The 22,211-nt window shown below is 49.2% G+C and carries 21 protein-coding genes; 7 read left to right on the top strand and 14 right to left on the bottom strand.

What is annotated here, in order from left to right:
• The first annotated feature begins 47 nt into the window (after positions 1–47).
• Both B4113_RS10165 and B4113_RS10160 read left to right on the top strand, forming a co-directional pair.
• Positions 48–1,055, top strand: a complete 1,008-nt coding sequence (locus B4113_RS10165; protein WP_033023636.1) for an iron ABC transporter permease — start codon at positions 48–50, stop codon at positions 1,053–1,055.
• Positions 1,052–2,050 (top strand): iron ABC transporter permease, encoded by a 999-nt coding sequence (locus tag B4113_RS10160; protein WP_033023635.1) that lies wholly within the window; start codon positions 1,052–1,054, stop codon positions 2,048–2,050. The genes B4113_RS10165 and B4113_RS10160 overlap by 4 nt, the downstream gene beginning before the upstream one ends.
• 159 nt (positions 2,051–2,209) lie before the next feature.
• Here B4113_RS10160 and B4113_RS10155 read toward each other — a convergent pair whose 3' ends face one another.
• The 4 genes from B4113_RS10155 to B4113_RS10140 form a co-directional block, all read right to left on the bottom strand.
• On the bottom strand, positions 2,210–2,818 hold the full coding sequence (locus tag B4113_RS10155; protein ID WP_033842638.1) for a DedA family protein: 609 nt from the start codon (positions 2,816–2,818) through the stop codon (positions 2,210–2,212).
• A 262-nt stretch (positions 2,819–3,080) separates the two neighbouring features.
• The gene (locus B4113_RS10150; RefSeq protein WP_033842639.1) at positions 3,081–4,298 is read right to left on the bottom strand and encodes an ornithine--oxo-acid transaminase; all 1,218 of its coding nucleotides are present in this window, start codon (positions 4,296–4,298) and stop codon (positions 3,081–3,083) included.
• Between the two features lie 165 nt (positions 4,299–4,463).
• Positions 4,464–6,011, bottom strand: coding sequence for an L-glutamate gamma-semialdehyde dehydrogenase (pruA, locus tag B4113_RS10145; RefSeq protein ID WP_033842641.1), 1,548 nt, complete (start codon positions 6,009–6,011; stop codon positions 4,464–4,466).
• Between the two features lie 97 nt (positions 6,012–6,108).
• Entirely contained in the window at positions 6,109–7,521 is a 1,413-nt protein-coding gene (locus B4113_RS10140; protein WP_033842643.1) for an amino acid permease, read from the bottom strand.
• A 247-nt stretch (positions 7,522–7,768) separates the two neighbouring features.
• Between B4113_RS10140 and B4113_RS10135 the strand changes: the two genes are divergently transcribed.
• The 3 genes from B4113_RS10135 (at position 7,769) to B4113_RS10125 (ending at position 10,729) form a co-directional block, all read left to right on the top strand.
• Positions 7,769–9,136, top strand: coding sequence for a sigma-54-dependent Fis family transcriptional regulator (locus B4113_RS10135; RefSeq protein WP_033844719.1), 1,368 nt, complete (start codon positions 7,769–7,771; stop codon positions 9,134–9,136).
• Between the two features lie 303 nt (positions 9,137–9,439).
• Positions 9,440–10,204 carry a TatD family hydrolase gene (locus B4113_RS10130; protein ID WP_033842644.1) on the top strand — a complete coding sequence of 255 codons (765 nt, stop codon included), beginning with the start codon at positions 9,440–9,442 and terminating at the stop codon, positions 10,202–10,204.
• Between the two features lie 39 nt (positions 10,205–10,243).
• Positions 10,244–10,729, top strand: coding sequence for a DinB family protein (locus B4113_RS10125; protein ID WP_033842646.1), 486 nt, complete (start codon positions 10,244–10,246; stop codon positions 10,727–10,729).
• A 57-nt stretch (positions 10,730–10,786) separates the two neighbouring features.
• On the opposite strand, the gene B4113_RS10120 is transcribed toward B4113_RS10125, so the two are convergent.
• From B4113_RS10120 to B4113_RS10110, 3 genes are read right to left on the bottom strand one after another with little or no spacing between them, the layout of a single operon-like run.
• A complete protein-coding gene (locus B4113_RS10120) occupies positions 10,787–11,674 on the bottom strand; it encodes a DUF817 domain-containing protein (RefSeq protein ID WP_051962576.1) in 888 nt (295 codons plus the stop codon).
• Positions 11,675–11,691: 17 nt separating this feature from the next.
• On the bottom strand, positions 11,692–11,916 hold the full coding sequence (locus B4113_RS10115; RefSeq protein WP_031406132.1) for a helix-turn-helix transcriptional regulator: 225 nt from the start codon (positions 11,914–11,916) through the stop codon (positions 11,692–11,694).
• A gap of 10 nt (positions 11,917–11,926) precedes the next feature.
• On the bottom strand, positions 11,927–12,406 hold the full coding sequence (locus tag B4113_RS10110; RefSeq protein ID WP_033842647.1) for a DUF2975 domain-containing protein: 480 nt from the start codon (positions 12,404–12,406) through the stop codon (positions 11,927–11,929).
• Positions 12,407–12,554: 148 nt separating this feature from the next.
• Here B4113_RS10110 and B4113_RS19540 point away from each other — a divergent pair, with 148 nt between their 5' ends.
• Positions 12,555–12,746 (top strand): hypothetical protein, encoded by a 192-nt coding sequence (locus tag B4113_RS19540; RefSeq protein ID WP_131385696.1) that lies wholly within the window; start codon positions 12,555–12,557, stop codon positions 12,744–12,746.
• A 290-nt stretch (positions 12,747–13,036) separates the two neighbouring features.
• Here B4113_RS19540 and B4113_RS10105 read toward each other — a convergent pair whose 3' ends face one another.
• From B4113_RS10105 to B4113_RS10075, 7 genes are all read right to left on the bottom strand, one after another.
• Positions 13,037–13,900: an alpha/beta hydrolase gene (locus tag B4113_RS10105; RefSeq protein ID WP_033842648.1), complete on the bottom strand. Its 864-nt coding sequence runs from the start codon at positions 13,898–13,900 to the stop codon at positions 13,037–13,039.
• A gap of 36 nt (positions 13,901–13,936) precedes the next feature.
• Positions 13,937–14,962, bottom strand: a complete 1,026-nt coding sequence (locus B4113_RS10100; protein ID WP_033842649.1) for an iron ABC transporter permease — start codon at positions 14,960–14,962, stop codon at positions 13,937–13,939.
• The gene (locus B4113_RS10095) at positions 14,955–15,962 is read right to left on the bottom strand and encodes an iron ABC transporter permease (protein ID WP_033842650.1); all 1,008 of its coding nucleotides are present in this window, start codon (positions 15,960–15,962) and stop codon (positions 14,955–14,957) included. The genes B4113_RS10100 and B4113_RS10095 overlap by 8 nt, the downstream gene beginning before the upstream one ends.
• A 21-nt stretch (positions 15,963–15,983) precedes the next feature.
• Positions 15,984–16,970 carry an ABC transporter substrate-binding protein gene (locus tag B4113_RS10090; RefSeq protein ID WP_033842652.1) on the bottom strand — a complete coding sequence of 329 codons (987 nt, stop codon included), beginning with the start codon at positions 16,968–16,970 and terminating at the stop codon, positions 15,984–15,986.
• Between the two features lie 100 nt (positions 16,971–17,070).
• Positions 17,071–18,708: an AraC family transcriptional regulator gene (locus tag B4113_RS10085; RefSeq protein WP_033842653.1), complete on the bottom strand. Its 1,638-nt coding sequence runs from the start codon at positions 18,706–18,708 to the stop codon at positions 17,071–17,073.
• A 685-nt stretch (positions 18,709–19,393) separates the two neighbouring features.
• Positions 19,394–20,155 carry a 4'-phosphopantetheinyl transferase superfamily protein gene (locus tag B4113_RS10080; protein ID WP_033017989.1) on the bottom strand — a complete coding sequence of 254 codons (762 nt, stop codon included), beginning with the start codon at positions 20,153–20,155 and terminating at the stop codon, positions 19,394–19,396.
• A 403-nt stretch (positions 20,156–20,558) separates the two neighbouring features.
• Positions 20,559–21,500, bottom strand: coding sequence for an ABC transporter substrate-binding protein (locus B4113_RS10075; RefSeq protein WP_033842655.1), 942 nt, complete (start codon positions 21,498–21,500; stop codon positions 20,559–20,561).
• A gap of 240 nt (positions 21,501–21,740) precedes the next feature.
• Here B4113_RS10075 and B4113_RS10070 point away from each other — a divergent pair.
• A partial coding sequence (locus B4113_RS10070; RefSeq protein WP_160331369.1) for a transposase occupies positions 21,741–22,211 on the top strand: 471 nt, incomplete at its 3' end.

Raw genomic sequence — 22,211 nt, 5'->3', positions numbered from 1 at the left:
GTGCGTGAATGTCCCGTCCTTTCTTGTGCAAAAGGGGGAAATCGCCGATGGAAATGAACCGAAGGCTGCTGCCATTTCGTTATGCCTTCCTGTTGTCGCTCATTCTGCTTGCCGCTGTCTGGTTTGGCTCGATGGTGGTTGGCGCCGCCGACACGACGTGGAGCGACGTATGGCGAGCGCTCTTCTCCAACGAACAAGGCAAACAGCTTGACGTGATTCGCGAGCTCCGTCTGCCGCGGGAAACGGCGGCGGCCTTTGTCGGTGCCGGACTCGCCGTCGCCGGGGCGATCATGCAAGGAATGACACGCAACCCGCTCGCTGACCCGGGACTGCTTGGCCTAACCGCTGGAGCGAACGCAGCGTTGGCCATAACGATGGCCTGTTTTCCTTCCGCCCATTATCTCGTAATCACCGTCGCTTGTCTGCTTGGGGCGGCTGTGGGAGCAGGGATGGTCTTTGGCATCGGCGCCGCCCGCAAAGGCGGCTTTTCACCATTGCGCATCGTCCTAGCCGGTTCGGCAATCTCAGCGCTTTTGTTTGCCGTCGCTGAAGGGGTCGGCCTTTATTTTCATATTTCCAAAGACGTTTCGATGTGGACATCGGGCGGGGTAGCCGGAACGTCGTGGAAACAGCTGTCCGTCGTCATTCCGCTCATCGTGAGCGGGCTCGCCATTGCCGCATGGTATTCGCGGCAGCTGACGATTCTTAGCTTGAGCGAAGACGTCGCCGTCGGCGTCGGACAAAAAACAACAGCCGTCAAAACGTGGCTGTTTTTGGCTATCTTTTTATTGACAGGAGCGTCGGTCGCCATCGCCGGCAACATCACCTTCATCGGCTTGATGATCCCTCATCTTGTGCGCGCGATCGCCGGCGCCGATTACCGATTCATCATCCCGCTGTCGGCCACAGTCGGCGCGGCCGGCATGGTCGTCGCTGATACGGCGGCCCGTACGATCAACGCCCCGTTCGAAACGCCGGTGGCAGCCATCGTTGCGGTGATCGGCTTGCCGTTTTTCTTGTTTGTCGTGCGGAAAAAAGGGAGGGGCTTTGAATGAGAATGCGCATCACGATCGTGTTGGGACTGCTTTTGTTGCTTATTGCCGCAACGGCCGCCATCGCGTTGGGCACCGGCGAAGCGCCGCTCTCGTACGGACGCATCGTGCCGACGCTGTTTGGCTACGGCTCGATGCAAGAAGCGTTTATTTTGTTTTCTCTCCGCCTGCCGCGTATCGTGATTACGTTGCTCGCCGGGATGGCGCTCGCCCTATCGGGAGCGATGCTGCAAGGCATCACCCGAAATGAACTCGCCGATCCGGGCATATTGGGCATCAACGCCGGAGCCGGCGCGGGCGTCGCTATATTCTTTTTATTTTTCCCGATTGAAGCTGGGACGTTTCTTTACGCGCTGCCGCTCGTCGCCTTCGTCGGAGCGCTGTTGACGGCAGCGGCCATTTACGCCGTTTCTTACAATCAAACAACCGGGCTGCAGCCGGTATCGTTCATCTTGACCGGGGTCGGATTTTCGATGGCGCTCTCCGGGCTCATGATTGTCCTCATTTCCGCCGCCGACCGAACGAAAGTCGACTTTATCGCCAGATGGCTGTACGGCAACATTTGGGGCGATGACTGGCCGTTTATTTGGGCGATGCTGCCGTGGCTTGTCATCGGTGCGTTAATCGGCCTGTATCGGGCGAAACGGCTAAACCTTTTGCATTTAGGCGATCCGGTCGCCATCGGGGTCGGCGTCCATGTTCGCCGCGAGCGGCTCGTGCTGATGACAACCGCCGTTGCCGTCGCGGCAGCGGCCGTCGCTGTAACCGGGGGCATCCCCTTTATCGGCTTAATGGCGCCGCATATCGCCAAAATGATCGTCGGCCCGCGCCATGAGCGGGCCATTCCGGCAGCGATGCTCATCGGCGGTTGGCTGCTGCTTGCCGCTGATACGATCGGGCGCAACGTTCTCGCCGAACCGCTTCCGGCAGGAGTGGTGGCGTCAATCATCGGTGCACCATACTTCATTTATTTGTTATGGAAGCGCGGAACCTTTTAACGACCATGAAAAAGCTCACAGGCAACAAAGCCCGTTCGCCTCTACTCCCGTTTCACGTGGGAGCGGGAAGTTTTCCGTTTGCGAGAAGGGCTGCTCCAAGCCGAAAAAACAGCCTTGGGGCAGCCCTTTTTGACCAAACCATTTTTTACGATGTCGGAATTAAGAAGCCTGGCGCCGCTTCCAAACGCGGATCGCTCCAACCACAATAACCGCAGCAATAAGGACATACACCACTTCAGCGTACATCCCAATCACTTCCGATACTTTCCCCCACGACTCACCGAGCGCCGCCCCGATCGAGATTAAAATCGTATTCCAAATAAGCGTGCCGAGCACCGACAGCCAGACAAACAGCCACACGTTCATCTTCGCCATGCCGGCGGGAATCGAAATCAAGCTGCGCACGAGCGGAATCATGCGGCCAACGAATACCGCCCACACCCCGTAGCGCTGAAACGTCCGGTTCGCCTTATCGATGTCTTCCGTCTTCACCCGCAGCCATCCGCCCCAACGGTCAACGATCCGCCCAAGCCGCTCGACCGACAACAGCCGGCCGATGCCGTACAGCACGATCGCCCCAACAACCGAACCCGCTGTCGCTGCCGCAATGACGCCGGGAACCGTCAAGGTGGTGTAGGTCGTCATAAACCCGCCAAACGGCAAAATGACTTCCGACGGAATCGGCGGAAAGATATTTTCCAGCGCGATCATGAGGAAAATGCCGATATAGCCAAATTGCTCCATAAAATCAGTGATCCACGCCTGCACAGTTCTTCCTCCATTCACTCGCTCTTCGTCTCTGTATGATATGCTCCATCCGTACCATCCTTTCTCCTATCTTAGCAGAAAATGCGCGGTGACCGCAAAAATAACAGGAGCTGATTCCAGCCCCACACTTGATTGGGCGGGCGTTTGAATCAGCTCCCTCTTTCGCTTCACAGCCTATTCGCATTCCATTCAAGCGATATGCTCTCTTGTTGAACGAGATTCGCAACCCTCTTTCGCTTCACAGCCTATTCGCATTGCATTCTCATTCGTTTGGACTGGAAACCGGCCGGGATAAAACGTTCACAATCCGCTCAAGCGCCCAGTCCAACTCTTCTTTTGTCACGATGAGCGGTGGCGCGAAGCGAATGACCGTCTCGTGTGTTTCCTTGCAAAGCAAGCCTTGCTCTTTCAGCGCCTCACAGTACGGACGCGCCGGGCCATGCAGCTCAACGCCGATAAACAAGCCGCGGCCGCGAATTTCTTTAATATCCTCGTTTTGAATTTGTTTTAGTTTCGAAAGGAAGTATTCGCCAAGTTCAAGCGAACGCTCCGCTAGACGCTCTTCTTCAATCACCTCGAGCGCTGCAATCGACACCGCGCAAGCGAGCGGGTTGCCGCCGAACGTCGAGCCGTGCGAGCCGGGTTCAAACACCGACAAAATATCGCGATTGGCGACGACGCACGAAATCGGGAACACCCCGCCGCCCAACGCTTTTCCTAAAATATACATATCCGGCACAACCTCTTCCCAGTCGCAGGCAAACAACTTCCCGGTCCGGCCGAGCCCGGTTTGAATTTCGTCCGCGATGAACAAGACGTTATGTTGCTTGCATACGTCATACGCCGCTTTTAAAAATCCTTGCGGCGGGATGCGGATGCCCGCTTCGCCTTGGATCGGCTCGACAAGAAACGCCGCTGTATTCGGTGTGATCGCGGCTTTCAGCGCTTCGATATCGCCGTACGGGATGATTTTCACGCCCGGCAACAGCGGCCCAAACCCGCGTTTATAAGCCGGTTCGGACGACAGCGACACGGCGGCAAGCGTCCGGCCGTGGAAGTTTCCTTCACAAACGATGATTTCGGCTTGGTTGTCCGGGACGCCTTTGACGTCATACGCCCAGCGGCGCGCCGCTTTGAGCGCCGTTTCCACCGCTTCGGCGCCCGTGTTCATCGGCAGCACCATTTCTTTTTTTGTCAATCGGCATACTTTCTCGTACCACGGACCGAGCTGGTCGTTATGGAACGCGCGCGACGTGAGCGTGACACGATCCGCCTGCTTTTTCAGGGCCGCAATAATTTTCGGATGGCGATGGCCTTGGTTCACCGCCGAATAAGCGCTTAACATATCCATATAGCGGTTGCCTTCCGGGTCTTTCACCCATACTCCTTCCGCTTCCGAGATGACGATCGGCAGCGGATGGTAATTGCGCGCCCCGTATTGTTCCGTCTTCGCAATGAGCTGTTCCGATTTAGTTGTCACCTTCACCGCTCCTTTCCGTTTTCTTCGTTGCGTTGCAAAAGCGGGTGTCCCAAAAGGACTGGGACACCCTCTCTCATCGCTATATAAGCACCAGCCGCTTCCCTGCCACACAATATGTTGTGTCTTTCTTGAGGGGAGATCGCCTGTTGGGTCAGCCCCTTTGCCTTAAAACATTTCCGATACCGTTTTCGCTTGCATATGGAGGAGTAAGTAATCCGGACCGCCGGCTTTCGAGTCCGTCCCTGACATATTGAAGCCGCCAAACGGTTGATAGCCGACGATCGCACCCGTGCAGCCGCGATTGAAATACAAGTTGCCGACATGGAATTCTTGCCGCGCTTTTTCAAGATTCGCTCGGTTGCGGGAAATGACAGCGCCTGTCAGACCGTATTCTGTGTTGTTCGCGATCTCAAGCGCATGGTCAAAGTCGTGCGCTTTGGCGAACGCGACGACTGGACCGAAAATTTCTTCCTGCATAATGCGCGCATTCGGATCAACATCGGCAAACACTGTCGGCTGGATGAAGAAGCCTTTTGCATCGTCTCCTTCTCCGCCGGTCATCAGACGGCCTTCCTGTTTTCCGATTTCGATATATTCCATAATTTTGTTGTACGCGTTTTGGTCGATCACTGGCCCCATAAACGTCGCTTGCTCCGCCGGGTCGCCGACGTTGAGCTGCTTTGTCAGCTCGACGACGCGGTTCAACACTTGATCATACACATCTTCAACAATGATCGCGCGCGAGCACGCCGAACATTTTTGCCCCGAAAAGCCAAACGCCGAGGCGACAATCGATTGCGCCGCCAGTTCCAGATCGGCTTCCTTATCCACAACGATGGCGTCTTTGCCGCCCATTTCCGCGATGACGCGCTTCAGCCAAATTTGTCCCGGGTGCACTTTCGCTGCCCGCTCGTAAATGCGGATGCCAACATCGCGCGAGCCGGTGAAGCTGATAAACCGCGTGCGCGGATGGTCGACCAAATAGTCGCCCACTTCGGCCCCGCTGCCCGGGATGTAGTTGAGGACACCAGCCGGCAGTCCCGCTTCTTCCAACACTTCCACAAATTTATACGCCACCACCGGCGTGGCGCTCGCCGGTTTCAGCAGCACCGTATTGCCCGTCACAAGCGAAGCGACCGTTGTCCCCGCCATAATGGCAAACGGGAAGTTCCATGGTGAGATGACGACGCCGACGCCAAGCGGGATGTAGAAAAAGCGGTTCGTTTCCCCCGGACGGCTTTCCACCGGAATGCCGTCTTTCAACTTCAACATTTGTCGGCCGTAATATTCCATAAAGTCGATCGCTTCGGCTGTATCGGCATCCGCTTCCCGCCACGGCTTGCCGGCTTCTTTCACCAACCAAGCGGAAAATTCATGCTTGCGCCGGCGCACGATCGCCGCCGCCCGGAACAAAATATCGGCCCGCGCTTCCGGACTCGTCCGGCTCCACGTGCGGAACGCTTCATCGGCGGCTTTCATCGCCCGTTCGGCGAGCTCTTGATTCGCTTTCGCCACCCGGCCGACCACCTCCGCCTTATTGGCCGGATTGATCGACGTGATCTTGTCCTCGGTCATGATGCGCTCGCCGCCGATCACGAGCGGATAATCGCGCCCAAGCTCCAATTCCACTTTCTTGAGCGCTGCCAAAAACGCGTCCCGGTTCGCTTCCACAGTAAAGTTGGTGAGCGGTTCATGTCTGTACGGCTGCACCATTTCGTCGTCCTCCTTTTTAACAAGCAAAAAATTTTTTCGTTATAAAACGGTTTCATAGTTATATTATGCAAATAATTATGGCTTTTTTCAATGATTTTTACTTGGCCACCGTCAGCTCCTCTTTTTCCACGTTCAAAGGCCGAAGCCGTTTTTTCGCCACCAAGTGGTAGTAGCCATAACAAGCGAGCAAAAACGGAATCCCGCAGTAAAGCGCGATCCGCTGATCGGGGATAAAGGCCAATCCGATGATCGTCACCATATTTAACGCAAACGCCGCCAGCGGCACAAATGGATACAGCGGCGTCCGATACTTCAAATCGCGCACATCGCCGCCCTCGCGCAAAAACGCCTTCCGCCCCAAATAGCTCGACAGCGCAATCGACGCCCAGACGGTCACCGCGCCAAACCCAGCGATCGCCGTCAACCAAACATACACCGTATCTTCCGCGTAAATGCTGCATAACAGCGACAAGCATCCGATGGCAATGCTGGCGATCAGCGCGTTAAGCGGCACGCCGCGCTTCGACAGTTTGCTGAAAAACGGAGTCACCATTCCTTGGCGCGACATCGACCAAAGCACGCGCGACGTTGCGTACAATCCTGAATTGGCCACCGACAGCACTGCCGTAATGATGACAAAATTCATGATATCGGCCGCATACGGAATGCCAATATTGTCAAAAACGACCACAAATGGACTTTTCACCACACCCGCCTTCTCCCACGGAAACAAACCGGCCAGCACAAAAATCGCCAGAATGAAGAAGATCAAAATGCGCCATACCGTATTGCGCAACGCCACCGGCACCGTCTTCTCCGGCTCGCGGCTTTCCCCGGCAGCCACGCCGACCAGTTCCGTCCCTTGGAAAGAAAAGTTAACCAATATCATGGTTGAAAAAATCGCCCAAAACCCTTTTGGAAACAAACCGCCATGATCCGTATAGTTCGTGAAAAACGGAGCAGGCTGCCCGTTTTTCATCTGGATGACGCCAAACATCGCCGCTAATCCAAGCACAATAAAGGCGATCACCGTCAGCACTTTCACGCTGGAAAACCAAAACTCGACCTCGCCAAACCCTTTGACAGACAAGGCGTTGATCAAAAACAACAACAAGGCAAAAACCGCACAAAACACCCATGTCGGCACATCGGGAAACCATCGCTTCATCAAAATGCTGACCGTGAGCAGCTCGATGCCGACCGTCACCGACCAATTGAGCCAAGACAGCCAGCCGATGCAGTAGCCGGCAGCCGGTGAGATGAATTTCGTCGCATACGTCTGATACGACCCGGCATCGGGGATTCTCACCGCCAATTCCCCTAGCGAAAGCATCGTCAAATACATGACGAGACCGCCAAATAAGTAAGCGGCCACCGCTCCCCCCGGCCCCGCCTCATGAATCGTATAACCGGATCCTAAAAACAACCCCGTGCCGATCACCCCGCCAAGGGCGATCATAAACAAGTGCCTGCTTTTTAATTCGCGCTTTAATTCTTGTGCTGGTGGCATTCCCCACACTCTCCTTCCTTAACAGATCGAATCGGAATCGCTTACATTTTCATCGAACAAGCAGCGCTCATCATCAAGCAAAAAATTTTTTCAATTAAACTTGCTTCCTATCTCTATTATGTTGATTCTTTTTTCTATTTTCAATATATTTAGCAAAAAAATTTTTCCCATTTCTCCTTCCGTATCGAAGATTCCACTTTTTCGCAATGGCTTATGCTATAATACAAGGAAAAGAGAGGTGCTGATCGTGAACCGGGAGATGGAAACGCTTTTATCGATGTACGAGCAAATTCTCGAAATGATCGACCTTGGCATCCACGCTGTCGATCAGCATGGAAAAACGGTTATTTACAATCGAAAAATGCGGGAAATCGAGGGCATGGATGTGGAAGATGTGCTCGATAAAAACATTTTAGACGTCTTCCGCTTTCATCCGGAGCAGCCGAGCACCTTGCTTGAAGCGCTGCGCACCGGCGAAAGCATTTTGAACAAGCAGCAAACGTATTTCAATAACAAAGGGCAAGCCGTGACAACGGTCAATCAAACATACCCTTTGCGGAAAGACGGGCGCATCATCGGGGCAGTGGAAATCGCCAAAGATGTCACAAAGTTTCGCAAACTGATCGCCGAGCAGTACCAGCGCAGCGAACCGGGACGGACGCTGGCTGACATCATCGGCCAAAGCGAGGCGATGCAAACGGCGGTCCGCCTAGCCCGCCATGCCGCCCGCTCTGACGCGCCTGTGCTGCTCATCGGCGAAAAAGGAACGGGAAAAGATTTGCTCGCCTCTTGCATTCACTATGAAAGCGAGCGGCGCGCCAAACCGTTTTTGGCGCAAACGTGTTTGTCGCTCCCCGACGACTGGTTGGAAACGATGCTGTTTGGCAGCGAAGCAAACGGCGAGATTCAGCCCGGCTTGTTCGAACAGGCGAACGGCGGCACCGTCCTGCTTGACGACATTGACTCGTTAAGTCTGCCGCTCCAACAAAAACTCGCCCGTTTCCTGCAAGAAAAACAGTTTGTCCGCGCCCAAGGCCATGAACCTGTTCGGGCCGATGTCCGCCTCATCACTTCGACAAGCGGCGACCCCATTGACGCCGTGCAAACGGGGGAACTGCTGAAGCCGCTTTACTACCAGCTCGCCGTCCATTGCATCGTGTTGCCCCCGCTGCGCGAGAGAAGGGAGGACATTTTGCCGTTGGCCGCTCATTTCATCCGCCAAGGCAATGAACGCTATGGGTTGACGGTGGAAGGGCTCGATGAGGATGTGCAAGAGGCGTTTCTCGCTTACCGCTGGCCCGGCAATGTGCGCGAACTAGAGGCCGTCATCTTCAAAACGATGGAAACGATGGAACAAGACACGGTGATCACGCTCGCCCATCTGCCGGCGTATTTCCGGGCCAAGCTTACCCCTGACGAGGCCAAGACCGATTTTCTATTCGATACGGATGATATTTTGCCGCTTGACCGATACATGGAAGAGGTTGAAATTTACTACATTCGCAAGGCGCTGCAGCATCACGGCTTCAACATCACCAAAACCGCCAAAGCGCTTGGCCTAAGCCGGCAAAACTTGCAATACCGCATCCGAAAATATCAAATCGACAAAGAATAAAGAGGAAGCCGCTAGAGGGGCGGTGATTTACTCGCGCAACCGCTTCCCAGCATCGTTTTTCAAATAGAAAAGCCTTGCAACAGTGCACACTTTTTTTCATCGACCAAAGGAAACCAATGTTTTTCACCAGCCTTCTAGGAGACCGGTGATTTAAGGGGGCAAGCCGCTGATCAAGCCCGTTTTTCAAATAGAAAAGCCTCGTCGCATCAGGATTACCTTTCAAACGATCCCCCATTGCTCAAAAGAAACAACCATTTTTCACCAGCCTTCTAGGACGCTGCGGCGACAGGGGAGGTCGCGCCGATGATCGATGCCCATCTTCATCTCGACCAATACGTCCGGGTAGACGAACAAATCAAACGTTGGCAAGAGGCAGGCATAACCGGCGTCGTCGCCGTCTCCACTGACTTAAGCTCCAGCTACCGAACGCTGGAGCTCAAACAACGGTTTCCGTCTTTCGTCTACGCCGCCATCGGCTTTCATCCGGAACGTCCCATGCCCAACGCGGCCGATTGGAATGAATGGACATCACTCCTCAAGCAAGCGCGGCCGCAGCTCGCTGCCATTGGCGAAGTCGGGCTGCCGTACTACTCAGCCGAGGCAGCAGCCCAATTGCCTCGCTATTGTGACTTGTTGGCGCAAATCGCCGCCATCGCCGTCGATGTCTCTTTGCCGCTCGTGCTTCACGCCGTCTACGACCGGGCCGAAACCGCCTTGGCCATCGTGCAGCAAGCTGGCGTCCGGCACGCCCATTTCCATTGGCTGAAGGCAAACGCAAAGACAGTGCAACGCATCATCCAATGCGGCTACTACATTTCCGTCACTCCCGAGGTGTGCTACCGCGAGCGCGACCAAGCGCTATTGTCCCTCATCCCGCTCGAGCAGCTGCTTCTCGAAACGGACGGCCCATGGCCGTTTGCCGGTCCGTTTCAAGGAAAACCGACGACGCCGCTGTTTTTATTTGACTCTGTCCGCACCGTAGCGGCGCATTACGGCGAAGAGAGCGAGCGCGTGAAAACGGTCATCACGGCGAACACAAAACGGCTTTACGGCTCGCTTTCTTTATAGTACGATGAAGTCAAATCCAGACCGAAGCGAGGGAAAATCATGGATCATCAGGAACAAGTGCGCCGACAGCTGCTTGAAAGCGTGTCCGCTCTGTCGGACGAACAACTCAACACCCGGGTGGCTGAAGGGAGTTGGACGATCGCCCAAGTGCTCGAACATTTGTACCTTATCGAGACATCGATCGCCGCCATGATCGCCCAGACATTGACGCGCGGCGCAAACCAGCCCGTGAGCGAAAAACCGATCCACCTCACCCTTGACCGTTCCAAAAAAGTGGAGGCGCCCGATTTCGCCCGCCCGAGCGACCGGCGTTTCACGTGGGGGGAATTGGAGGAAAAATTGCGTCAATCGCGGCAGCGACTGCGTCACATCGTCGAGCAAGCCGCCCCGGCTGATCTGGAAACCAAATCGTTCCCGCATCCGGTTTTCGGCCCCCTAAGCTTAAAGCAATGGGTGGAATTTGTCAGCTACCATGAACAACGCCACCTTGCCCAAATTGAAGAAATCAAGGCGCATCTCGGATAACCAGAGCTAGGCCGCCTCAACAGCGGGCGGCCTCTGCTCGGCCCGCCCCGGCCTCGGCTACATCCGCGGACGTCCCGCCTGTTTTTCCTTTCCACCGCCCTTCACTTGCTTTAACGTCGCCACGATGAGAAAACTGACAATGACCAACAACACCCACGAGCTGACTTTCCCGACATGAACGAGGCTCCACGCCCTCGCTTGGTTTGGATATTGCCAAGCCCCGAAAAAAGTGGCGATATTTTCCGCGACCCAAATGAAAAAACCGATCAGCAAAAAGGACAGAACAAGCGGCATCCGATACCGAATTCCCCCGACCTCATACGCGACCCACGACCGCCAAAAAACGAGAATCACAAGGCCTGCCAACCACCAGCGAACATCGATCCAATAATGGTGGGTAAAAAAGTTCACGTAAATCGCCGCCGCCAACGGAACGACCAGCCAAAACGGCGGCCAGCGCACGAGCTCCACCTTCAGCCGTCTCCACGCCTGGCAAAGATAGCTCGCGACGCTCGCGTACATGAAGCCGCTGTACAGCGGCACGCCAAACAGTTTCGTATATCCTTCCTCCGGATACGACCATGAACCCATACGCACCTTAAACAGCTCTAATGCAAGCCCAATCAAGTGAAAGACAGTGATGACTTTGAGCTCATCGCGCGTTTCCAGCCCGGAGCGCACCATCCACCATTGCATGAGAAGGCAAATGACAAGCAGCCAGTCATACCGCGGCAACAAAGGAAGCGGCACGAGCTTCGTCAGCGCCAATGAAGCAAAAATAACGACCGGAAACACGCAGGACAACGCCTGCGCCCAACCGAAGCGAACAAGCTGCACAAACGCTTTGCTGAGCCGCGCTTTTCCAGAACAGAGACACCTCCAAACCACAGCCAGCCAGCAAGGCGGGCATTCCCCCGCCGCTGCCGCGTATTTCTCCCCTTTCAAGCCGTCCCCTCCCCCGCTTACGAATGCGATTCCCCTTCGTCACTTCGGTACTCCAAAATGTCCCCGGGCTGGCAGTCGAGCGCCTTGCAAATGGCTTCCAACGTCGAAAAGCGGATCGCCTTCGCCTTTCCGTTTTTCAAGATCGACAAATTCGCCATCGTAATCCCTACTTTCTCCGACAGCTCCGTGACGCTCATCTTCCGCTTCGCCAACATGACATCAAGATTCACGATGATCGGCATGTCATTCACCTCAAATCGTCAACTCGTTTTCTTGTTTGATGTCAACGGCTTGTTGCAGCAGCTTTTGCAGCACAGCGGCAAAGACAGCGATCACGAGCGACGCAAACGGCACCAGCAGCCCGACGAAAATGACACCCGGAGCGTCGTCTTTCTCGGCGAACAAGTAAAACAGCGGCAAGACAAGCAAATGCAGCCCGCTGATGGCGACGGCGCAATGTTTGATCGTCTTTAACGCTTTCACCGAAGCCTCGGAAAACGCGTCGTTTCGGTCAATATACACTAACAACCGGAACGCCTGATACAAAGCGAAGTAGAACGGCAGCGCGGACGCCTCAAACGCAAGATAAACGAAATACTTGATCCAAGGGAACGTTGGCACCAGCTTGACCGCCACCTTCGCAAGCGCCGGCACCAAAAACAAGCACAACGCCAAAACCGGAAGGCCAATCAACACCAAGGCCACCTTCAAAAAAAGCGTTTCTCGTTTCACCGCAAGCACCTCACTGATTCGCTTTTGTTTTTATTGTAATCGTTGATTTATCGTTTTTCAATAAATAATTATTTATTTTAATGATATTCTTATTGTTAAACATAATAAAAAGCATCCCCCCTGCACGGAGGAATGCTTCGGTGCAAAAATGGAGACGGCAAAAAGCAGCTATTCTGCTACCAAGTCCAAGGGCTTAACGGTTAAGGAATTGCTTCTTATGACCGCTTTCTATATCCAAAAGGGTTCCCAGCCCTTAACCAAAAAAGATGACAAAAGCATTAACTGGGCGATGGAAGTGATCGAAACAAAAGATGTGAAATTCCGCGCTTTGGTCTGGTGACAACATTAACGCGTATGAATTGCAATGGGACTTGCACAGAAAAGATCCATGGGCAGCGGTCTGCCCTCCACCCGAAGATGAAAATCCGCGTCAGTTCGTCATTTTCACAGAAGAGAATGGCTCTCATGGAGAAGGAACTGATCCGAACTAAAAAATAATAAGGGCTCATCCCTTCCTATCCGAGCCCTTTTTGTTTGCCACCTCGAATGACATGAATCTTTTTACTGTCTAATGTGTGAAATTGAGATAAATAAATATTTGATGCAACTTAAGGACGAAATCATTATTGGTTATATGCTGTTTCTCGATACAAATCGTAGAGCTCGGCTGATGAGGGCCGGCAATACTGTGACATGCCCTTCCCCGGCAAATTCCTGAAACTCCACATATACCCCAAAATCAGTAAAGGCGGAAAGGCGTTTTACCAGTTCTTCAGCATGAGCGTTAATTCGGCTTTTGTGGCTTCTTTCCAACTCTCCAGCCGCCAAAAGTACGTCAACGTTGAGCGTTTCATGTGTGATACGAGCAACAAAACGTTGTTCTGCCTCAAGCAACAGCTGTTTACTCCAATGAATCGAAGGACTTCCAGCAATATACGTTCTGAAAGCAGTCGGTTTCGTAAAAAGCACCTGCAAAACAAAGAGGCCACCGAGAGAATGGCCAAAAATGGCCTGCTTCGTCCGGTCGACTGGCAATTCTCGCTGTATTTCAGGCTTCAGTTCTGTTTCAATAAACTCCAAAAAAGCCTCTGCTCCTCCCATTTCCGGCCATGCGGTTCCATCTGGACGAGCAGGTAATTCGCTTTCCGGAACAGACATGGTAAAATCGTAAAAACGGGCAGGAGAAAATGGCTTTTCTGTTGGATAACCAATACCAACAATCACCGCAGGAACAACTCCTGTGCGATCAGGACGTCCTGCCTGCACACGCATCGCTTCCACCATCGTACCAAACACCGAATTGGCATCAAGTACATAAATCACTGGAAATCCCAAAGGAGGTGGATCCGCATCAGGTTGTGCAACAAAAATCCGATACTCACGATTCCCATAGTGAGAATACATCACACGCTGCTTCGTTCGCGGAATTGTGAACTCACTAACACCTGCTATATGAACAGCTGAAGAACATAAATCCCTTTTTTTAGAACCCATTCCATCCCCTCCATTTTTCAGTTTTCGAGTCGTCTCTTACACTTTGGTTTTAAATAGCAAGTACACGAAGTAGGGAATACCAATGATGGCAATGACAATTCCAACAGACAGTTCGACAGGCGCAAAAACTGTTTTAGCAATAAAGTCTGAAACCACTACCAACAACATGCCAATCGTTCCACTAACCGGAATGATACGCTGATGATGAACCCCGACGAGACGCTTGGCAATATGGGGGGCAATCAAACCAACAAAACCGATGTTTCCAGCCACAGACACACACGCACTCACAATCCCAATACTCGCCAATAGCAATAGATTTTTTTCCTTTTCAGTAGAAACCCCTAACCCTTTTGCATGTTCTTCCCCTAATTGGAACAAATCGAGAATATAAGCTTTACTGATGATAATGGGAACAAGCAAAATCATCCATGGAAACACAGCAACAACATATTGCCAATTGGCGTTCCAAATGCTTCCCATAAGCCATACTGTCGCCATTTCAAAATCCTGTGGATTCATCTTTAACGATAAATATAAGGATAGAGCTCCAAAACCAGCCCCCGCGGCAATTCCCACAAGAATGAGGCGCTGCGTATCTAAATGGCCATTCTGTCGAGCAAATAGATAAATGAGCAGGGCGGCACCCAATCCGCCAACCCACCCAAATAGCGGCATCGCTAAAATCGATAGCCAATCATTTTCCGCTATCCTGTGACCTCCAAAGAAAAGCATAAAAATGACGATCATAGCCCCGGCCCCAGCATTAATGCCCAAAATTCCTGGATCAGCCAACCCGTTTCGGCTAATTCCTTGGATAGTCGCCCCAGCCACTCCTAATCCAAAACCGACCAACGCAGCAATGACAATACGCGGCAGTCGGAAATCCAAAATTACCAAATCATGCTCCGGGACCGGATCCATTCGCAGTAGTGTTTTTAAGACATCTTGAACGGTTATATCAAATATTCCATTTGTTAGACTAATATAAATGACCAACAATATAATTACAATATTACTAAACAACACCAACCAATAGCGCTTGGCTGAATGATTAAGCATCCTTTCCTCCCCCTCTCGTATAAATTAAATAGAGGAAGAAAGGCACACCAATCAAAGCTGTAACGACCCCAATCGGTGTTTCAAACGGATAATTCAAAAATCGGCTTAAAATATCGGAAAGCGCCAAAAAGATCGCACCAAGAACACCGGCACAAGGAATGATTCGTCGATAATCAACCCCTACTAAAAACCTCGTCATATGTGGAATAATTAAACCAACGAAGCTGATATTTCCAGCCAAGGCAACAGAAATGCCTGTTAAGATAACCACGCTGACGATGGCCAAGATCTTGATCACCATCGTTTTCTGACCTAAGCTGACCGATATCTCCTCTCCCAACGACAAAATCGTAATCGATTTAGAAATCATACAAGCAACAGCAAGACCCGCAATGGCAAAGGGCATTGCCAATTTAATTAAATGAGGGTCCATTTGATGCAGCCGGGCATTGTACCAAAAGCTCACATCCTGTGAAACTTGAAAATAAGAAGAGAGAGCGGCTGATATGCTGCTAAAAAAGGTTCCGATAATTGTTCCAATAATGGCCATTCGAACAGGCGACATTCCATAGGGAAGGACAGAGGCCATCCAGAACACGAAGCCTACGGCAACAGCTGAACCAACCAACGAGTACATGATCATCTCAAGCGAAGAGGCGCCTGGCTGAATAATCATGCAAAGTGTGATCGCAAAAACCGAACCATCTGAAACCCCCATAATGGAGGGAGAGGCTAAATAGTTCCTTGTCATCCCTTGCATAATCGCTCCTGAAATCGCAAGTAATGCACCAATCAAAAGAGCACCAATCGCCCTTGGCAGTCTCGAATACCTGACAATTTGATGATTAACATCATTCGGGTCAAAAGCAACTATCGCTTTCCAAACAGTCCACGCATCTATATTTTTGGCCCCATACAAAATAGATGCGATGATGATCAACACCATCGCAACCGGTGAAAGCCATAAAATCAGGGCTGACGGAGAAATTCTTAATTGCATATTGACGCTACCTGCCTTGTATTATTCGTTGCCGAGCTTCTCCACAGCTGCTTTCAAGAAATTGATTTTGCTCCACGCTGTGCCGCCTTGTGCAAGCGGGTCGACAATGTTGACGAACACTTTATCATTTTTCACAGCATTGATGCTTTTCCAAATTGGATTGTTTTGCAGCTCTTCAAGTGCTTTAGGATTGTTTTTATTTTCATCTTCTGAGAATTGCACAAAAATATAGTCCGGATTCATTTCGCTAAATTTCTCTAAAGAAATCATTTCCTGAGCTTTCGCATTTTGAATTTCTTGAGGTACGGTCAGTCCTAAATCCGTATATAGCGAAGGATTGAAAAATACATCTGGCGGATAGATCATAATATTTCCGCTGCGAATGCGAACCGCCACGACCTTTTTATCTTTTAGCTTGTCTCCCAGCTTCGCTTTCGCTTCTTCCAAGTCTTTTTTATATTGGTTTAATACTTCATCAGCTTTGTCTCGTGTTCCAGTAACTTCTGCCAACACACGCAAATTCGCTTCCCAATCTGTTGAAATGTGAGAAATCGGGATCGTTGTTGTTATTTTTTTCAGTTTTTGTGCAACATCTGGCAAGAATTTTGTCGTCGAGAAAATAACGTCTGGTTTTAATTTTAAGATTTCCTCAATATTAGGCTGCGCTTTCTCACCGATAGAGACAGTAGAGCCTGTAATGTCCTTAAACATTTCTGGGAACTTGCCGCCAACCGTAATGCCCCCAAGCGGCTTTACTCCTAACACAAGCGCATCTTCCATGGTTTCCATGCTTCCAGTGATAACGATTTTATCCGTTTTGACTGGAACTGTGTAATCTTTCCCAAGATAATGAATCGTATGCTTTTCGTTTGGATCTGCTTGTGTTTCTTGTTTTTTATTCGAGCGATCCCCCGATTTTTCAGGCGCTGATGATTCTTTCGCGCCGCAAGCGCTTAATACTAAAATAAGTAGAGCTATCAGACCTAGATAAAGATAGTTTCTCTTCATGTCTCTCTTAAGTCCCCCCCCTCATCCTCTTGGTGATAATCATTATCATTTATGATTATAACTTAGATCTTCTACCCTGAACATGGAAAGTATCCGAAATTCATTTTGGACAAATTCCAGAAAAAAACTTTAACGATTCATCAATAATTCGATCATGGGCATATGCCGAGTACTCCACCCATGGATCGGAAGAAAGCACATATACCTGATGGTGGCGAACCGCTTTCAGTTCTTGCCATGGAAGTGAATATTGCAATTGATTCCAAAAAGCTAACGTTTCTTCTTCCTGCCTAATTAATAGCAACAAACGATCCGCATCTATTTGGGCAAGCTGATCGAGCGCAATCGGCTCGTTGTAAGCATCGCTTTTAGGATACGCGGCATTCATTTGCAAATCCTGATAAAACACCTCTAATATACTACGATTGCAATGAGCATATAAATGCTGCTTCGAGATGCGTACGACTAAAAATGTGTCCTCTCCAACTTCCCTCTTTAGCTGTTGTCTAGCAAACTTCACCTTTCGATCATACATTTGAAGCCAGTTCTCTGCTTCCTTCTCTTCTCCTAAAAATTCAGCCGTCAGCATCAGCTGCTCCCGCCAGTTTTTCTCAGTCCACGGAACGTAAAAAATAGGAGCAATCTGTTCAAGCCTCACCTTCTCCATCTTTTCGAGATCGTCTGTGCTAATAATCACATCCGGCCGCTTATGGGACAAAGCCTCAACTTTCGATTCCCAATCTTGATTTTTGCGATAAGCACTGAGAGGGACAGAAATATCGTCACGGTATATTTTATAATAATAAGCCGTCCATTTCGGATGAAGCGGCGCCGCATAAGGAATAATCTTTAATGCAAGCAATTGGCCGGTAATCGGAGACGTATAAGCAGCAATTTTTCGCCGACGGCTTTTCATATAAGCAGTCGGCGTAACCCCTACCTTCTTTTTAAATTTACGGCTAAAGTAAAATTCATCATGATAACCAACCTGATGGGCGATATCACGCAGTTTAGCGTCAGATTGAGCCATCAGACGCTTCGCCTTATTCAGCCGAAGCTCTGTTAAATAATCCATTGCGCTCATTCCATACGTTTTTTTGAACAAATCAACAAAATATTTAGGACTAATATTGGATATCCTTGCTAATTGCTCAATTGTCAAATTCTCATAAAAATAACGTTCCATATAGTTCTTAGCGGCCTCTAGCGATGTTCGTGATTCTTTAGGAAAAGGGGATCGATGCTTCATGATATAATAAAGCAACTGTTGGAAAGCAAGCTGGCAGTGAAACCGTTCCAGCTCATCCGCGCTTCGCCAATGATCATAAATTTCATCGCATAACGAGATCAGCCGATCCGCAGGAAATACAGAGATTTCCCCCTGTAACGGAAAAAAGCATTCCCCGTGATCGGATAGGCACTCATATCCTGAACCTTTCCGTTGAAACACGTCAAACTTAAACAAGAACATTTTACTTCTTGCTTCTATTTCAATTCCATATGTATCACCAGGGGAGCACATATAAACAGTATTCTGCCGCAGTCGATACCTGTGACTATTTAACATAAAATGTCCTTGTCCATCTTTAACGATCATCAGTACATGAGAAGTTGTAAGCTGCTGTTCGATCCGCCAATCTCCTTCTTCTTTGATAAACTGCATCTCCCTCATTCTAAAAAACGAGCGATCCCAAGCAAATTCATCACCCTCTTGCTTGATCGTTCCAGACTGGGCCATGATCTCCCTCCTTCTTGATCTATATACATGCAACATGAAGAGTTCACCTCTCTGTTATCCTGCACACGCTAAGCGCTGCACATTTTCTCCAAAAATCCTGTGGCTCAACCTGCAAGCTAAGCCATGGGAGAGGAAGCTTGTTGCAGGAGAAGCCAAATGTTCATTTTTCAATGAGCATGTATATATAACGATTTCATTGACATTTTGACTGTTCTTTCCTGTTTTATTTGATAATGATTATCATTATTATATAAAGTATATCAAATCATTTCTTTTCTCACAATATCGTTTCATACAAGCTCAAATCATTGCAAAAAAAATGAAGCGCAAAAATCTATAGGAGGCTGGTGATTTACTCGCGGATACGGCTTTACAATGCCATTTTTCAACTAAAGAATCTTGTTGCACCAGTCCTCCTTTTCACTCATTCTCCCATTAATTAAGAGGATTAGCGGTATTTCATTATAGTGAAACTGGAAAAAACGAGTGCATAGCACGGATGAACCACATATATACTGTAATACCCTTTTTTGAGAATTAGTCCCCAAGGTTAGGGGGTACCTTTTTTTGTCTTAAGTGGTGTTTTCAGGATAGCCACACAATCAAAAATATGGCTGGTCTCCCCTAGAGAACAGCCATATCCCTCTCTCCCCATTTATTGTTCCATGTTTCTGTCAAGATCTTTCTATCTAAATCCTTCCCTGAGCAACATTCGAGCATCGTATCGCTCTATTCGTTTGCATGTGTCACCCAATAAAGCTAACGAGGCCACATAACTGTCATCCATCTCTAATGGATACATCACTGCATGATGAATACAATCAGGATTATCCTTGAAGTCAAGTAAGCGTGGAATTTGATGAGGTGCAGATACTATCACATGCAATGGGGAAATTTGTAATCCTTTACCCATTGCTTTCAATATCGCTTCTTTCCTTGTCCAATATGTATAAAAAACTTTTCTTTGCTCCTGAGGGAATGCTTGAAACAAATGATATTTTTCTTCCTCTGTCAGCACCTCATTCGCCATTTGCTTGATATCTAAAAGCGAAGAATTATCGAGCCTCTCAACATCAACGCCGACAGGGGTGCCGTCTGTAAAAGCCACAAGAACTTTTTTACCGGAATGAGCAATAGACCATTGGAATGAAAGGCCAAGGAGCTGCGGCCGACCATGAGCCTGACGACAAGCTGGGCAAGTGCGATCAATCGGCACTTCATGTGGATCGACATTGAGCTGTGCCGCTAATACAAAGCGACTTATTACACATCCAATCATAAAACAAGCTCGATCTTGTTCATTCCTGAATAATTGTACTCTTTCCCTTTCCTTCCTGTCCAGCAATTGAATATGCCATGATTGTAAATCGCTGATGTCAGCGAGCCAAACTTGGCACACCTGCTTCGTTAAAGGAGGAATCGAATTCGTCATTTCCCATTCGATCACGGGCCACCATCCTCCCTCTATGTTGTCAACGGTTGTGACCGTTTCAGGGGTCTCAAAAAATATTTTTCTTCGACAAAACTTCTAACATTTTCTTATTTTCATTTTGTTGGATGTTAAAACAAATAAAAGAAGAGTTAAGCAGGTGTTCTCAGAGCCTTGATCCTTTCCTGCTTAACTCTGATTTCAGCTTGTTTTTCTAAGGAAAAGCGACATTAACATTCATAAATAATATAGGAAACGTGCGAGTTTGCATCCATCTTTCCTGCTAAAAATCAGAGATGAGATCGCAAAAAAGGATTTTCATCTAACCCCTATGATAAGGGAATATAAAGAGCTCAGTCTTTCATAGCTATTGTCTCTTCCCTTGGATGATTGACTCACAAATTGTCAAGAAAGTGTGATATTATTTGCTAAGCTTCGGTACCGCTTCTTTCAAGAAATGGATTTTGCTCCACGCTGTTCCACCTTGTGCAAGTGGGTCGACAACGTTTATGAATACGTCCTTATTTTTCACTGCTTTCATACTTTTCCAAATTGGATTCTTTTGTAGCTGCTTCAATGCATTTTCCTTATTCTTGTTTTCGTCTGCGGAGAATTGAATAAAGATATAATCAGGGTTCATAGCACTGAATTTCTCAAGCGACATCACTTCCTGAGATTTTGCCTTTTTAATCTCATTCGGCACCGTTAATCCTAAATCTCGATACAACGTGGGGTTGAAAAAGATATCTTGATTATAAATCATGATGTTCCCATTTCTAATCCTGATGGCGACTACTTTTTTCCCTTTCAGTTTTGCACCTAACTTTTTCTTAGCCATCGCCAATTGATTTTTATAGCTTTTGATAATGCTCTCTGCCTGTTGTTTCTTTCCTGTTAATGTAGCGAGCAAGCGCAAATTGGCTTCCCAATCTGTTGAAATATGAGAAACAGGAATGGTTGGAGCAATTTTTTGCAATTTGTTAATTACATCTGGTGGAAATTTTTTCGATGCCAAAATGACATCTGGTTTTAGCTTAACAATGGTTTCCATGTTAGGCTGAGCTTTTTCACCAATTGGTACTGTAGAACCAGTGATTTTTTTGAACATGCTTGGGAATTTACCGCCAACTGTGATACCTCCAGTTGGCTTCACTCCTAGCACAAGAGCGTCTTCCATCGTCTCCATGCTTCCCGTAATCACAATTCTTTTTGCTGGTAAGGGAACCTTATAGGTCTTCTCAAGATATTTAATTTTAGCCGTCTTGCTAGCCGCCTCCGTTGATGATGACCTTACTCCGCTGATGGCTAAGAGTGCAACAAGTAGAATCATAAAGCCACCGTAAAGCCACTTTCTTCTTACCATGAGTCCTTCCCCCTTAATTAATAATGATTATCATTAATAATTATATACAGGGCTCTTTTCACTCATCCATAGACAGGATCCGGAATTTATTTTGGACAGACTCCATAAAAACATCTTCTCTCCTGTAGATGAGCAAATTTGCTAACATAAATTGACAACTAAACAAAAAAGGAGACATGAACCCGATTCCTTGGTTAGAATAGATGTACCACCAACTACCCACAAGGAGGTTCATGTCTCATGAATAGATTAGCACATCATCAAGGAATCCACAAGTTTTTCATGACGCTGGGATTGGCGCTTTATTTCTCGAAGCCGGTCATCAAGCATCTCGTTCATCTTGTGGATGCCTTGACTACCAAGGGATTTTCGGGAACATTGACCGATGTCCATCACTGGAGTTTTCATCCCAATCATCGAACCACGCTCAGCCATTTTTTCACGAAAAGCCCTTGGGATGAAGAGACGTTGCTTCGCAAACTCCAGCAATGGATCCTTCATCGCATCAAGCGAATCGCCAAACAGGAGAATCAACCCCTTTTTGTTTCGATGGATGATACCATTTGCCAAAAAACAAAGCCTTCGTCACGGGCCGCCCACGCCATTCAAGGGTGTGATTGGCACTACTCGCACAAAGATCATCAATCCGTCTGGGGGCATTCGCTTGTTTGGCTGATGGTGCATACCTTCACGCAAGCGTTTCCGTTCGCG

It is taken from the genome of Geobacillus sp. B4113_201601 (genome assembly GCF_001587475.1).
Lineage (GTDB): Bacteria > Bacillota > Bacilli > Bacillales > Anoxybacillaceae > Geobacillus > Geobacillus icigianus.
Note: the sequence above shows the minus strand (reverse complement) of the source record. Positions and strands in the feature narration are given on the sequence as shown.

What these genes read in the sequence shown, in the direction of transcription:
- B4113_RS10165 (WP_033023636.1), top strand. Translation starts at nt 48, where the DNA reads ATGGAAATGAACCGAAGGCTGCTGCCATTTCGTTATGCCTTCCTGTTG.
- B4113_RS10160 (WP_033023635.1), top strand. Translation starts at nt 1,052, where the DNA reads ATGAGAATGCGCATCACGATCGTGTTGGGACTGCTTTTGTTGCTTATT.
- pruA (WP_033842641.1), bottom strand. Translation starts at nt 6,011, where the DNA reads ATGGTGCAGCCGTACAGACATGAACCGCTCACCAACTTTACTGTGGAA.
- B4113_RS10140 (WP_033842643.1), bottom strand. Translation starts at nt 7,521, where the DNA reads ATGCCACCAGCACAAGAATTAAAGCGCGAATTAAAAAGCAGGCACTTG.
- B4113_RS10130 (WP_033842644.1), top strand. Translation starts at nt 9,440, where the DNA reads ATGATCGATGCCCATCTTCATCTCGACCAATACGTCCGGGTAGACGAA.
- B4113_RS10125 (WP_033842646.1), top strand. Translation starts at nt 10,244, where the DNA reads ATGGATCATCAGGAACAAGTGCGCCGACAGCTGCTTGAAAGCGTGTCC.
- B4113_RS10115 (WP_031406132.1), bottom strand. Translation starts at nt 11,916, where the DNA reads ATGCCGATCATCGTGAATCTTGATGTCATGTTGGCGAAGCGGAAGATG.
- B4113_RS19540 (WP_131385696.1), top strand. Translation starts at nt 12,555, where the DNA reads ATGGAGACGGCAAAAAGCAGCTATTCTGCTACCAAGTCCAAGGGCTTA.
- B4113_RS10105 (WP_033842648.1), bottom strand. Translation starts at nt 13,900, where the DNA reads ATGGGTTCTAAAAAAAGGGATTTATGTTCTTCAGCTGTTCATATAGCA.
- B4113_RS10100 (WP_033842649.1), bottom strand. Translation starts at nt 14,962, where the DNA reads ATGCTTAATCATTCAGCCAAGCGCTATTGGTTGGTGTTGTTTAGTAAT.
- B4113_RS10095 (WP_033842650.1), bottom strand. Translation starts at nt 15,962, where the DNA reads ATGCAATTAAGAATTTCTCCGTCAGCCCTGATTTTATGGCTTTCACCG.
- B4113_RS10090 (WP_033842652.1), bottom strand. Translation starts at nt 16,970, where the DNA reads ATGAAGAGAAACTATCTTTATCTAGGTCTGATAGCTCTACTTATTTTA.
- B4113_RS10085 (WP_033842653.1), bottom strand. Translation starts at nt 18,708, where the DNA reads ATGGCCCAGTCTGGAACGATCAAGCAAGAGGGTGATGAATTTGCTTGG.
- B4113_RS10075 (WP_033842655.1), bottom strand. Translation starts at nt 21,500, where the DNA reads ATGGTAAGAAGAAAGTGGCTTTACGGTGGCTTTATGATTCTACTTGTT.